General features: G+C 36.3%; 13 protein-coding genes. All 13 read left to right on the forward strand.

All coding sequences use genetic code 11. The features are described from left to right. Window positions 1–12 precede the first annotated feature (12 nt). The 13 genes from fliM to RZN25_00670 are packed head-to-tail and all read left to right on the forward strand — an operon-like array spanning window position 13 to window position 13,183. On the forward strand, window positions 13–1,011 hold the full coding sequence (gene fliM, locus RZN25_00610) for a flagellar motor switch protein FliM (protein ID MEQ6375334.1): 999 nt from the start codon (window positions 13–15) through the stop codon (window positions 1,009–1,011). Beyond that, complete coding sequence (gene fliY / locus RZN25_00615; GenBank protein ID MEQ6375335.1) at window positions 1,001–2,140, forward strand: flagellar motor switch phosphatase FliY; 1,140 nt, start codon at window positions 1,001–1,003, stop codon at window positions 2,138–2,140. Before fliM ends, fliY begins: the two co-directional genes overlap by 11 nt. A 26-nt stretch (window positions 2,141–2,166) precedes the next feature. Beyond that, window positions 2,167–2,529 (forward strand): response regulator, encoded by a 363-nt coding sequence (locus RZN25_00620; GenBank protein ID MEQ6375336.1) that lies wholly within the window; start codon window positions 2,167–2,169, stop codon window positions 2,527–2,529. A 19-nt stretch (window positions 2,530–2,548) separates the two neighbouring features. Continuing rightward, on the forward strand, window positions 2,549–3,193 hold the full coding sequence (fliO, locus tag RZN25_00625) for a flagellar biosynthetic protein FliO (protein MEQ6375337.1): 645 nt from the start codon (window positions 2,549–2,551) through the stop codon (window positions 3,191–3,193). Next, the gene (fliP, locus tag RZN25_00630; protein ID MEQ6375338.1) at window positions 3,186–3,851 is read left to right on the forward strand and encodes a flagellar type III secretion system pore protein FliP; all 666 of its coding nucleotides are present in this window, start codon (window positions 3,186–3,188) and stop codon (window positions 3,849–3,851) included. Before fliO ends, fliP begins: the two co-directional genes overlap by 8 nt. A 21-nt stretch (window positions 3,852–3,872) precedes the next feature. Next, entirely contained in the window at window positions 3,873–4,142 is a 270-nt protein-coding gene (gene fliQ, locus RZN25_00635; protein MEQ6375339.1) for a flagellar biosynthesis protein FliQ, read from the forward strand. Between the two features lie 4 nt (window positions 4,143–4,146). Continuing rightward, window positions 4,147–4,926 (forward strand): flagellar biosynthetic protein FliR, encoded by a 780-nt coding sequence (gene fliR, locus RZN25_00640; protein ID MEQ6375340.1) that lies wholly within the window; start codon window positions 4,147–4,149, stop codon window positions 4,924–4,926. Between the two features lie 9 nt (window positions 4,927–4,935). Continuing rightward, on the forward strand, window positions 4,936–6,009 hold the full coding sequence (gene flhB / locus RZN25_00645) for a flagellar biosynthesis protein FlhB (GenBank protein ID MEQ6375341.1): 1,074 nt from the start codon (window positions 4,936–4,938) through the stop codon (window positions 6,007–6,009). 21 nt (window positions 6,010–6,030) lie between these two features. Beyond that, on the forward strand, window positions 6,031–8,058 hold the full coding sequence (flhA, locus tag RZN25_00650; protein MEQ6375342.1) for a flagellar biosynthesis protein FlhA: 2,028 nt from the start codon (window positions 6,031–6,033) through the stop codon (window positions 8,056–8,058). Continuing rightward, window positions 8,055–9,188, forward strand: a complete 1,134-nt coding sequence (gene flhF / locus RZN25_00655; GenBank protein ID MEQ6375343.1) for a flagellar biosynthesis protein FlhF — start codon at window positions 8,055–8,057, stop codon at window positions 9,186–9,188. Before flhA ends, flhF begins: the two co-directional genes overlap by 4 nt. Beyond that, entirely contained in the window at window positions 9,188–10,048 is an 861-nt protein-coding gene (locus RZN25_00660) for a MinD/ParA family protein (GenBank protein MEQ6375344.1), read from the forward strand. Before flhF ends, RZN25_00660 begins: the two co-directional genes overlap by 1 nt. An 8-nt stretch (window positions 10,049–10,056) precedes the next feature. Continuing rightward, window positions 10,057–11,139 (forward strand): chemotaxis response regulator protein-glutamate methylesterase, encoded by a 1,083-nt coding sequence (locus RZN25_00665; protein MEQ6375345.1) that lies wholly within the window; start codon window positions 10,057–10,059, stop codon window positions 11,137–11,139. A 19-nt stretch (window positions 11,140–11,158) separates the two neighbouring features. After that, the gene (locus tag RZN25_00670) at window positions 11,159–13,183 is read left to right on the forward strand and encodes a chemotaxis protein CheA (GenBank protein ID MEQ6375346.1); all 2,025 of its coding nucleotides are present in this window, start codon (window positions 11,159–11,161) and stop codon (window positions 13,181–13,183) included.

A 13,183-nucleotide genomic window follows, 5' to 3' on the forward strand; every position in this document is an offset into this window, starting at 1 on the left:
GAGGTGAGGAATTTGGCTGAAGAGGTACTATCTCAAAATGAAATAGATGCTCTTTTATCTGCACTATCATCTGGGGAAATGAATGCCGACGAGTTAAAGCAAGAAGAAAAAGAGAAAAGGGTAAAAGTGTATGACTTTAAGCGCGCCTTAAGGTTTTCGAAAGATCAAATTCGAAGTTTGTCTAGAATTCATGAAAACTTTGCACGGCTGCTAACCACTTATTTTTCAGCCCAGCTGCGAACCTATATTCAAATTTCTGTAGCTTCAGTAGATCAAATTCCTTATGAAGAATTTATCCGTTCTATCCCTAAGATGACAATTTTAAATATATTTTCAGTTTCTCCTCTAGAAGGGAGGATTTTATTAGAAATAAACCCTAATATAGCGTATTCCATGATGGATCGCACCCTAGGTGGAAGAGGTATTAGTGTAAACAAAGTAGATAATTTAACGGAAATCGAAACCAAAATCATGTCTCAACTTTTTGAAAAAGCAGTTGAAAACCTGCAGGAAGCATGGAGCTCTGTCGTTGAGATTGATCCAATATTAGAAGAATTTGAAGTGAACCCTCAGTTTCTACAAATGGTATCACCGAATGAAACTGTAATTGTTATATCATTGAATACAACCATTGGAGAAACAAGTGGAATGATTAATATTTGTATTCCACATGTGGTTTTGGAACCTATCATTCCTAAACTGTCTGTACATTACTGGATGCAAACACAATCAAAAGAAAGAAAGCCTGAAGAGTACGAGAGACTGTCTTCTCATGTGAAAGGTGCAACTGTAGGCGTTCAAGCTATATTAGGTGAATCTAGTATAACGATACAAGATTTATTGAGTATGGAAGTTGGAGATGTTATTGAGCTAAGACAACCTATAGATAAACCTCTTGAAATGAGAGTGGATCATTCACCAAAATTCTATATCCAACCAGGAAAGGTAAAAAATAAATTGGCAATACAAATCATGGAAGAAATTAAGGGGGGAACGATGGATGATGAGTGATGATATGCTTTCACAAGATGAAATCGATGCGCTATTAAAAGGAACCAACGATGATCAAAATACAGCAGTGGAGCAGCCCCCTGTTGACGATTTTCTTAGTGGACTAGAACAAGATGCTTTAGGTGAAATAGGGAATATATCTTTCGGAAGTGCTGCTACAGCCTTATCTACGCTACTAAACCAAAAGGTTGAGATTACAACTCCAACAACTTCTGCTGTAAAAAGAAGTTTACTAGAGCAAGAGTTTCCACAACCCCATGTAGCTGTACGCGTTACCTATACAAAAGGATTTGCTGGAATGAATGTACTTGTCATTCGTTCACAAGATGCAGCAGTTATAGCTGATTTAATGCTAGGGGGTGATGGAACAAATCCGGAAAGTGAGTTAAATGAGATTCACCTAAGTGCTGTGCAGGAAGCAATGAACCAAATGATGGGATCAGCTGCAACAAGTATGTCTACTATTTTTAACAAAAGAGTTGATATTTCGCCCCCTTCTATTGATGTATTAGACGTAAAACACGGCGAGGGGACGGAGCAAATCCCAGAGGAAGATATACTAATTAAAGTTTCCTTTCAGCTGAAGGTTGGCAATTTAATAGATTCAAGAATTATGCAGCTTTTGCCTATTGAGTTTTCTAAAGACTTGGTAGATCAATTGTTGAATCCGCAAGAAGAAGTTCTGGTCCCTCCGAAGGAGGAAATAAGAGTTTCTCAAGAAGAGAATAGCTTCCACCAAGAGTCTGGATACCAAGAGCCCGTTCATTCAACTCCAAAACACATGGGAGGATTATCCACTCGAGACGCGGAAGAGGCACAAACTGCTGAGTTTTCTGAATTTGTACCTAGCCAGATTGCTCCAAATGAACAGAGGAATTTAGATATGCTATTAGATATTCCTCTAAAGGTAACTGTTGAACTTGGAAGAACCAAAAGAACTATAAAGGATATTTTAGAATTATCAGCTGGTTCAATAGTAGAGTTAGATAAATTAGCAGGTGAGCCAGTCGATATACTTGTAAATGATAAGTTGATTGCTAAAGGAGAAGTAGTCGTCATTGATGAAAACTTTGGTGTTCGTGTAACGGACATTCTCAGTCAACGAGATCGTTTGAATAAAATACAGTAGATGTTGGTTAAGGGAGGATTTTTTTCATGGCAGATAAAATTTTAATCGTAGACGATGCAGCGTTTATGAGGATGATGATTAAGGATATTTTAACTAAAAATGGATACGAAGTTGTTGGAGAAGCGCAGGATGGTGTACAAGCAGTTGAAAAGTATAGTGAGTTAAAACCAGATCTTGTGACCATGGATATAACGATGCCAGAAATGGATGGAATTACGGCCTTAAAGGAAATAAAGAAAAAATTCTCGGACGCGAAAATTATTATGTGTTCTGCTATGGGACAACAGGCTATGGTAATTGATGCAATCCAAGCAGGCGCTAAAGATTTTATTGTAAAACCATTCCAAGCAGATAGGGTTTTAGAAGCGATTAAGAAAGCATTAGGATAAAAAAAGTGAGGGTTTCCCCATGAAACTACAAGTGTACAAAGTTTTTATTATTCTCCTTTTTACAAGTGTAATAAATCTCATCCCTTTCCAAGTTCATGCAGGAATAAACTCTGTTGAAAATGGGTTCAAAGAAGAACAACGAGAGACGAATGGGATGGAGGGAGAATTTAATGATGAAATAAATACTGTAGAGGAAGAAGGAAATACAGACTCTAGCCCTTCTCTTGCATGGACACTTGTTAAAATGGTATTTTCTTTATTTTTTGTATTAGCTCTCATTTATTTCTTATTACGATTCATTAATAAAAGAAATCGGATATTTTCAAGAGTAAAAACGTTAGAAAACTTGGGTGGACTTTCATTAGGAACAAATCGTTCCATTCAAATTGTTAGAATTGCAAATCGTTATTATGTGGTTGGAGTAGGAGACAACGTTGATTTATTAACAGAAATAACTGATGAAGATACAATAGCAGAGATTAATCAGAACCAGTATGACTTACAAAATCAGGGATTTATTCCTTCCTTAAAAAAGACAAATGTGGAGAACAAATCTACCATTCAATTTCAACAGTTATTTTCTAACGAGTTGAAAGGGATGAAAAATGGCAGGCAGACGATGATCAATCGTTATAAGGATAGAAAAGAGAATCAAGATGAATGATTTTATAGAAATTTTTTCAAGTGCAGAACCTGCAGCCATCTCCACGTCCGTTCGCTTGCTTTTGTTATTAACCATTTTGTCTCTAGCACCAAGTATACTAATTTTAATGACCAGTTTTACTAGAATTATCATTATTCTGTCCTTTGTAAGAACATCACTTGCTACTCAGCAAATGCCACCAAACCAAGTTTTAATTGGGTTAGCACTATTTTTAACTTTTTTCATTATGACACCTACATTTAATGAAGTGAATGAACAAGCATTAACCCCACTCTTTAGTGAAGAGATTACGTTAGATGAGGCTTATGATCGAGCGAGCGCACCTATCAAAGAATTCATGGCAAAACATACAAGACAAAAGGACTTAGCATTGTTTATGAATTATGCTCAGTTGGATCGTCCTGAAAGTATTGAAGATATACCGTTAACAGCACTTGTTCCGGCATTTGCTATCAGCGAATTAAAAACTGCCTTTCAAATGGGATTTATGATTTTTATTCCTTTTTTGGTTATTGATATGGCAGTTGCAAGTGTATTGATGGCCATGGGGATGATGATGCTTCCACCAGTAATGATCTCGCTCCCCTTTAAGATTCTATTATTTGTATTAGTTGATGGATGGTACTTAATTGCCCATTCAATCTTAGAAGGATTTTAGTGAAGAAAGGATGTTCCGACAATGACTAGTGACTTCGTTATATCACAAGCTGAAAAAGGGATTTACACCATCTTGATTGTTGTTGGTCCTTTATTAATTTTGGCCCTTGTTGTCGGATTACTTGTAAGTATCTTTCAAGCTACGACACAAATTCAGGAACAGACCCTTGCTTTTATACCTAAAATTGTAGCTGTATTAGTTGGACTTGTTTTCTTTGGACCATGGATGTTAAGTCACATGATTTCATATACCCTAGAAATATTTCAAAATTTAGATCGGTTTATAGGGTAGATTCATGATAGATATGATAAATATAAATACCTTTCCTGCTTTCCTTCTAATTTTTGTTAGGATCATGGCATTTTTCACGACCTTACCCATATTTTCTTATCGTAATCTACCAACACATTACAAAATCGGAATGGCCTTCTTTCTAGCCTGGATTATTTTTTATACCATTGATGTCCCTATGATTATAGTAAATGAGACTTTTATTTTATTAATTATAAAGGAAGCATTAATTGGACTTCTTATTGGATTAATAGCCTATATCATTTTGTCAGCTATACAAATTGCAGGCGGATTTATTGATTTCCAAATGGGATTTGCCATAGCCAATGTTATAGACCCACAAACGGGTGCTCAAAGCCCATTAATTGGTCAATATCTTTACATATTTGCCTTGCTATTCTTACTTGCTGTAGATGGGCATCATCTATTAATTGAAGGAATTTATTATAGTTTTCAATGGATTCCTATGCAAAAATTCATTACATTTTCTGATGGATCGATCGCTTCCTTTGTGATTCAATCCTTTAATCAAATGTTCATCATAGCATTTCAAATGTCTATCCCTATTGTTGGTTCTCTGTTCTTAGTGGATGTAGCGTTAGGAATAATTGCTCGCACAGTCCCGCAGTTGAACGTATTTGTTGTAGGGATTCCATTAAAAATACTAGTTAGTTTTTTTGTTATTTTTATATCATTGAGTTTGTATACGATATTAGTCAGAAATCTATTTGATACAGTTTTATACTCCATGAGAGGTTTAATTCAAATCATGGGAGGGACCTAAGTGAGACAAATGCGCCTGGATTTACAGTTTTTCGCGGGTGAGAAGACAGAAAAAGCAACCCCTAAGAAGAGGCAAGATTCTCGGAAAAAGGGACAAGTAGCTAAAAGCCAAGATATAAATACGGCACTTTTATTGTTCTGTATGTTTTTGCTTTTTCTTGTCTTCGGGCACTTCTTTGGAGAGAGGTTCTTGAACCTTTTCAAATATAGTTATCAGCAATATCTACATCTTGAGCTTACCCCAAGCAGTGTGACTCATATTTTTAATGAAGTGGCTATAGAGACAGCGATAACTTTAGCACCGATTTTATTAATATCCATTATTGCTGGTTTAGCTGCAAATTATCTGCAAGTTGGATTTCTATTATCTGCTGAACCGTTGAAATTTGATTTGAAGAAAATTGACCCGATTAAAGGGGCAAAAAAAATCTTTTCTGTCCGAGCGATCGTTGAGTTAGTAAAGTCATTATTAAAAATTTCTTTTATTGGAGTAGTGACCTTTTCTGTACTTTGGCTTCGGAAAGATGACATGCTAATGTTGTCTCAAAAATCCCCTGGAATAGCCATTTCATTTTTGGGTGAAACCATGGTTTGGATGGGTCTGGCTTCCTCAATCATACTTATGATTTTAGCTGTCTTAGATTATATGTATCAGAAATATGACTTTGAAAAAAACATACGAATGTCAAAGCAAGATATTCGTGATGAATATAAAAACATAGAAGGGGATCCTCTAATCAAATCAAAGATAAAAGAACGTCAAAGACAAATGGCGATGAGGCGTATGATGAGCGAGGTTCCTAATGCTGATGTTGTTATTACAAACCCAACTCACTATGCTATTGCTATTCGATATGATGAACAAAAATCAGATGCTCCCTATGTAGTTGCCAAAGGTGCTGATTATGTAGCTCAAAAAATCAAAGAAATTGCCAGACATAATCAAGTAGTAATGGTTGAAAATCGGCCATTGGCAAGGGCTTTATATGATCAGTTGGATATTGGTCAAAATATACCCGAGCAATTTTATCAAGCTGTAGCTGAAATCTTGGCATATGTGTATAGAATTCAAAAGAAAATATAGAAACATAGTGAGGTGAACCCAATGGCATTAAAGGATTTATCGGTATTGCTAGGAGTTATATTAATCATCGTTATGCTAGTAATCCCTCTAAGTGGATGGATCTTAAGCATACTTATTCTCTTTAATATTATTCTTGCATTAGTTGTCATTTTAGTATCGATGAACATAAAAGAGCCATTGGAATTTTCTATTTTTCCAACTTTGTTGCTCTTACTTACCTTGTTTCGGTTAGGATTAAATGTTTCTACTACTCGCTCAATTCTTAGTAAGGGGGAAGCAGGAGGAGTAGTTGACACTTTCGGTAATTTCGTAGTTGGTGGTGATCCACTAGTAGGTTTTGTTATTTTCCTAATTTTAGTTATTATTCAGTTTTTAGTTATAACCAAGGGTTCGGAACGTGTTTCTGAAGTGGCAGCAAGATTTACACTTGATGCAATGCCAGGAAAACAAATGAGTATTGATGCCGACCTGAATGCAGGGCTTATTAATGAACAACAAGCAAAGGCTAGACGTCAAAAAATAGAAAATGAAGCAGACTTTTATGGTTCTATGGATGGTGCTAGTAAATTTGTTAAAGGGGATGCTATTGCTGGTATTATCATTGTTTTGATCAACCTGATTGTGGGATTAATCATTGGTATGATACAAATGGGATTGCCCTTTGGGGAAGCAGTTAACATGTTTGTCCGATTAACTGTTGGGGATGGCTTAGTTTCCCAGATACCAGCATTGCTTATCTCCACTGCAACTGGTATCGTCGTAACCCGTGTAGCCTCTGAAGGAAATTTAGGAACGGATGTTACAGAACAACTATTAAGATATCCAAAGTTACTATACATTGCTGGAGGAACTATTTTTCTATTAGGCTTAACCCCAATTAATTTTGGTTTAACCACTTTTCTGTCTGGTGTTTTAGTATTAGGGGGATATCTGTTATCCCGACCAGAAACACAGCCTGAAAATGAAAGAATAGATGAAGAGGAACAAATAGATAGCAGTTCTATGAAAAATCCAGAAAATGTAGTGAACTTACTTAGCATGGATCCCATTGAATTCGAATTCGGCTACTCTCTTATACCTTTAGTGGACGCTACGCAGGGAGGAGACTTTTCAGATCGTATTGTCATGATAAGAAAGCAACTTGCTTTAGAACTTGGGATTGTTATCCCCGTTGTACGAATTCGAGACAATATACAGTTGAATCCTAATGAGTACCGTCTTAAAATCAAAGGGAATGAAGTAGCTAGAGGTGAATTATATTTAAATCATTATTTAGCAATGGGGCCGGACGACGACGATGGAATAGAGGGCATTGATACGGTTGAACCTGCATTTGGACTTCCGGCAAAATGGATTCCAGAAGAAATGCGAGATGAGGCTGAATTATCTGGATATACAGTTGTTGACCCTCCATCGGTGGTGTCCACTCATATTACAGAAGTTATTAAAAATCATTCTCATATATTAATTGGAAGACAGGAAACGAAACAGTTAGTTGATCATTTAAAGGAGCATTACCCAATCTTAGTTGAAGAGGTTACCCCTGATCCACTTAGTATAGGGAACATTCAAAAAGTGTTGGCTAAACTATTACGAGAGCAAGTCTCGATACGAAATTTACCTGTCATTTTTGAAACACTTGCTGATTTTGGAAAAATGACAACGGATACCGAATTGCTTGCAGAGTATGCTAGACAATCACTTTCTTCACAAATATCAAGGCAATACGCTCAGGATGGGAGATTAAAGGTAATGACCATATCAGGCAGAGTAGAAAAGATAATTGCAGAAAACATACAACAAACTGAACATGGAAGCTATTTATCTATGGATCCTGAAACACAACAAGCTATTATTCAGTCGGTCGTTCAACAGGTTGAACATATTTCATTACAACAAGATGTGCCAGTTTTGCTTTGCTCACCCGCTGTGCGAATGTATGTAAAACAATTGTTATCCCGTCATCTCCCTCAAGTGGTCGTATTGTCTTACAATGAATTGGAGCCAAATGTTGAGGTTCAAAGTGTAGGGGTGGTGAATGTCGCATGAAAGTAAAGAAGTTTGTTGCACCCACTATGCCAGAAGCTATGAAGAAAATAAGAAAAGAGTTAGGTGAAGAAGCTGTTATCTTGAACTCCAAGGTAGTAACAACAGGCGGTATCATGGGAATGTTTAGAAAGAAGAACATCGAAGTAATTGCTGCTATAGACCCTAAGCCAAAGCAGGAAAAACCAGTTGAACCAGTTCTGTTGAGTAAGGAAAGAGTACTCCCTAACGAATCAATCAAAACCAATCCGGATAAAACAGTAGATTTAAGCAACGAGGTCTTAAAAGAAATTCAAGAGTTAAAAGAACTCTTGAATAAAAAATCTCTTTCAAAGGGGACGCATTACCCACCAACTCTTCAAACGATTTATGAACATTTAATAGATCAAGAGATGGATGAAAGTGTCGCGCAAAAGCTTGTAACTACAATTTTTGAAAAGGATTATATAGCTTCTCCCAATGCCACAAAAGAAACAGCAATGAGCTGGCTGAAAAATGAGTTGAAGATGAGGATGAGTTCTCTAGATTTTGGTGGCGTTTATTTTGATACGAAGTACATTCACTTAGTAGGCCCAACCGGAGTAGGGAAAACGACTACTTTAGCTAAAATAGCAGCCGAGAGTGTCATAAAGCATAATAAGAAAGTCGCCTTTATCACCACAGATACGTACCGAATCGCAGCCATTGACCAATTAAAAACATATGCTAAAATCTTAGATGTTCCTCTGGAAGTTGCTTACAACTTAGAGGACTTTAAGAAAGCCAAAGAGAAATTTGAACATTACGATTTAATATTGGTAGATACAGCAGGGCGAAATTATCGAAACCCTAAATATGTTACAGAGTTGAATAAGGTGATTGAGTTCGACGAAAAATCAGAAATTTATTTAGTCTTATCACTAACTTCTAAGGCTCGTGACATGAATGAAATTTTTGAGCAATTTTCTTCTGTTCCTATTGAAAAGTTTATATTTACTAAAGTAGATGAGACATCCCGATATGGTACTATGGCAAGCATGATACTTGAACATCGTATTGGAGTAGCTTATCTTACGAATGGGCAAAATGTACCAGATGACATAAAAGCGGCTTCGTACGAAAGTATTATTTCAACGATAGTTGGTGAAAACTAATGCGAGATCAAGCAGAGCAATTAAGGGAAAAGCTATTACAAAAGCACAAAGGTGAAGCCAAAACCATCGCCATTGTAAGTGGAAAAGGCGGTGTTGGAAAGTCGAATGTTGCCTTAAACTTTGCACTTTCTTTGTCAAAGAAGAAGAAGAAAGTATTACTCTTTGATTTAGATATCGGAATGGGGAATATCGATATTTTGTTAGGACTTTCTCCAAAATATACGATTGTCAATTTATTTCATGATCAATTGTCGATTCATGATATTATTGAGGTAGGTCCAGAGTCCCTATCCTATATTGCAGCTGGAACAGGTCTTTCTGATATTTTTCAATTAGACGAAGAGAAATTCAACTTTTTTCTAGACCAGTTTCAATCTTTGTTAAACATATATGACTTTATTCTGTTTGACATGGGGGCAGGAATCTCTGTAGAAACCTTGCATTATGTACTTGCTGCGAATGAATGTTTTGTGGTTACCACTACAGAACCTACATCAATGACAGATGCTTACGGAATGATTAAACATATCGCGAAAAGAGATTCAAAACTCCCAATGTATTTATTAGTTAATCGGGCTTATAATGACTCTTCGGGAAAAGAAACAATGAAAAGACTCCAAAATGTAGTTCAACAATTTCTGAGTTTAGACTTGAACCCGTTAGGAATCTTGCCAGATGACCGAACGGTTACAAGGGCTGTTTCACGGCAAATTCCTTTTCTATTGTTTGATCAAAAGGCAATGGTATCTGTGGCTATGGAGCATATAGTCAATCAATATCTTGAAGAACATATTGATCTGTCTAAAAAGCTGCCGTTTACTTTTGTTTCGCGGCTTAAACATTACTTACTAGAAAGGTAGTCATACTTATGGATTCAATCACTGTTTTAGTAGTAGATGATTCAGCCTTTATGCGAAAAATGATAACTGATATGTTAGAACAGGACCATAGAATCCGTGTGGTTGGTACCGCTAGGAATGGTCAAGATGGTTTGAAAAAAATAAAAGAGCTTTCTCCTGATGTTGTGACCCTTGATGTGGAAATGCCAATAATGGATGGCTTAAATGCATTGCAAGAAATAATGAAGGAACATCCTCTTCCAGTAGTTATGTTATCAAGTGTTACGAAAGAAGGAGCAACAAGTACATTCCAAGCAATGGAAATGGGAGCCATTGATTTTGTATTAAAGACATCTGGAGCCATTAGCTTAGATATTGAAAAGGTCCAAAATGAACTAATCAATAAAGTTATTGCTGCTTCTAAGACGGATATGAATCTACTTCTTAAGCCTATTTCTAAAGTGAAAATGAATGCACCAAAAGAAAGTCAAAAGCGTAAAGAGTTATACAAAAATAAAATCTCGCATGCTAAAAAAATAGTAGCAATCGGAACTTCAACAGGAGGACCAAGAGCATTACAGCAAGTCTTAACTCAGTTACCAGCAACTATAGAAGCACCTATCCTGGTGGTTCAACATATGCCCCCAGGTTTTACTCGCTCCTTAGCTGAACGGCTGAATTCTTTATGTAAGATTACCGTTAAAGAAGCAGAGAATGAGCAAGTTCTAGAAAACGGCGTTGCATATATAGCACCGGGAAATTTTCATTTAAAAGTAAAACAAAAAGGCGTCCAACTTTTAACAGAAATAAATCAGGCAGAATTAGTGAATGGTCATCGTCCTTCTGTAGATGTGCTATTTGATTCCATTGCTAGGATATCCAATTATGAGAAAATTGCTGTGATCATGACAGGCATGGGATCTGATGGTGCGAAGTCTTTATATTCCCTAAAGACTTCTGGTCAAAATTCAACGATTATCTCAGAGTCACAAGAAACTTCTGTTGTGTTTGGAATGCCCAAAGCTGCTATTAACACAAAGATGGTTGACTATGTGGTCGACCTCCAAAATATTGGTTCGAAAATTGTAAATATAGTTGAAAATAGAAGATAATTTGAGGGGGGTATAAGAAATGGATATGAATCAATATATTGATGTGTTTATTGATGAAAGCAAAGAGAATTTACAATCAATGAACGACTTGTTGTTAGAACTCGAAAAGAGTCCCACAGATTTAGATATCGTTGGAGAGATTTTTCGTGCAGCACATACTTTAAAAGGAATGTCTGCCACAATGGGTTTTCAAGACTTAGCTAATTTAACTCACAAAATGGAAAATGTGTTAGATGGAGTGAGAAATCAACAAATTGTAGTGACCTCTGATATTTTAGATGTGGTCTTTGAATCAGTCGATGACTTGGAAGCCATGATTCAGGATATAGCATCTGGTGGAAATGGGAAACGCGACGTATCTCTTGTAGTTCATAAACTCCAGGATATAGAAGAAGGTCGTTACATAGCGAATAATAGTCAGAATGAAGTAGCAGCAGCGACGCAAGTACATACTAAAGTTGAGAACTCTTTTAAGCGATTAGATGAATTTGAATTAAGTGTGTTGGAAGAATCAAGAGAACAGGGATACCAAAACTTATACGTCTATGTTCAATTAAGAAATGATTGCTTGTTAAAAGCAGCAAGAGTATATATGGTTTTTGATGTTCTAGAGCAGATTGGTGAAATTATTAAATCAAATCCCTCAGTGGAAGCACTTGAGGAAGAACAATTCGACTATGAGTTTACAGTTTTGTTAGTTACAAAGGAAACCCCTGAAGATGTAAAACAAAGGATATTAAAGGTTTCAGAGATTGATAAAGTGGAAGTAGAAATATTTAATCAAGACTCTTTTTCGAAACAAAAGGAAGAACAATTTAATCCCAAAGAGCCGTCTTCCTCTTCTGGTAAAGATAAGGAAAGCACTGAAAAATCATCTACCCAAAAATCTCAAACAACAGGAAAAACGATTCGTGTAAATATAGACAGGCTTGACGTACTAATGAATTTATTTGAAGAACTAGTCATTGATCGTGGAAGATTGGAACAAATCTCAAATGAACTGGAACATCAAGGACTACACGAAACAGTGGAAAGAATGTCAAGAATCTCTGGTGATTTACAAAGTATTATTCTCAATATGCGTATGGTTCCTGTAGATCAAGTTTTTAATCGATTCCCAAGGATGGTAAGACAATTAGCTAAAGATCTACATAAACAAGTAAACCTTGAAATATCAGGGGCTGAAACAGAATTAGATAGAACAGTTATTGATGAAATTGGTGATCCGCTTGTTCATTTAATAAGAAATGCTTTGGATCATGGAATTGAATTACCAGAAGAACGATCTCGAAAAGGGAAACTTGAAGAAGGCATGCTTTCCTTAAGAGCCTATCATAGTGGTAACCATGTGTTTATCGAAATTGAAGATGATGGCGCTGGTATCAATCGCGAGAAGGTGGTTCAAAAAGCTATTCACAATGGACTAGTATCGAAGGAGCAAGCTCAATCCTTATCTGATTCACAAATCAATGAGCTCATTATGGAAAGTGGTTTTTCAACAGCGGAAAAAATTTCAGATGTGTCGGGTCGTGGGGTAGGGTTAGATGTGGTAAAGAATACAATTGAATCTCTTGGTGGCTCTATTTTTATTGAGTCAAAATTAGACAAAGGTTCACTTTTTTCTATACAGCTTCCTTTAACACTCTCGATTATTTCTGTCATGTTAGTAGAGATTCAGGAGGAGAAATTTGCAATCCCTCTTTCCTCCATCATTGAAACTGCTATTGTAAAAAAAGAAGAAATTATGAGCGCTCACCATAAAAAGGTGATTGATTTCCGAGGAAAAGTAGTACCTCTTGTCTTCTTAAAAGATGTCTTTGATATTCCTACTGGTGACTCAGAAGATTCATTCTTTTCTATAGTGATTGTGAGAAAAGGAGATAAGATGGCAGGGCTTGTTGTTGACTCTTTAATTGGTCAGCAAGAGATTGTGCTTAAGTCCTTAGGAAATTATTTAACAAATGTTTTTGCTATTTCTGGGGCAACGATACTTGGAGATGGTCAAGTAGCCTTAATTATTGATAGTAATGCACTTATAAAATAA

It is taken from the genome of Bacillaceae bacterium S4-13-56, from assembly GCA_040191315.1.
Classification (GTDB): domain Bacteria; phylum Bacillota; class Bacilli; order Bacillales; family JAWJLM01; genus JAWJLM01.

What these genes read in the sequence shown, in the direction of transcription:
- fliY (MEQ6375335.1), top strand. Translation starts at nt 1,001, where the DNA reads ATGATGAGTGATGATATGCTTTCACAAGATGAAATCGATGCGCTATTA.
- RZN25_00620 (MEQ6375336.1), top strand. Translation starts at nt 2,167, where the DNA reads ATGGCAGATAAAATTTTAATCGTAGACGATGCAGCGTTTATGAGGATG.
- fliO (MEQ6375337.1), top strand. Translation starts at nt 2,549, where the DNA reads ATGAAACTACAAGTGTACAAAGTTTTTATTATTCTCCTTTTTACAAGT.
- fliP (MEQ6375338.1), top strand. Translation starts at nt 3,186, where the DNA reads ATGAATGATTTTATAGAAATTTTTTCAAGTGCAGAACCTGCAGCCATC.
- fliQ (MEQ6375339.1), top strand. Translation starts at nt 3,873, where the DNA reads ATGACTAGTGACTTCGTTATATCACAAGCTGAAAAAGGGATTTACACC.
- fliR (MEQ6375340.1), top strand. Translation starts at nt 4,147, where the DNA reads ATGATAGATATGATAAATATAAATACCTTTCCTGCTTTCCTTCTAATT.
- flhB (MEQ6375341.1), top strand. Translation starts at nt 4,936, where the DNA reads ATGCGCCTGGATTTACAGTTTTTCGCGGGTGAGAAGACAGAAAAAGCA.
- flhA (MEQ6375342.1), top strand. Translation starts at nt 6,031, where the DNA reads ATGGCATTAAAGGATTTATCGGTATTGCTAGGAGTTATATTAATCATC.
- flhF (MEQ6375343.1), top strand. Translation starts at nt 8,055, where the DNA reads ATGAAAGTAAAGAAGTTTGTTGCACCCACTATGCCAGAAGCTATGAAG.
- RZN25_00660 (MEQ6375344.1), top strand. Translation starts at nt 9,188, where the DNA reads ATGCGAGATCAAGCAGAGCAATTAAGGGAAAAGCTATTACAAAAGCAC.
- RZN25_00665 (MEQ6375345.1), top strand. Translation starts at nt 10,057, where the DNA reads ATGGATTCAATCACTGTTTTAGTAGTAGATGATTCAGCCTTTATGCGA.
- RZN25_00670 (MEQ6375346.1), top strand. Translation starts at nt 11,159, where the DNA reads ATGGATATGAATCAATATATTGATGTGTTTATTGATGAAAGCAAAGAG.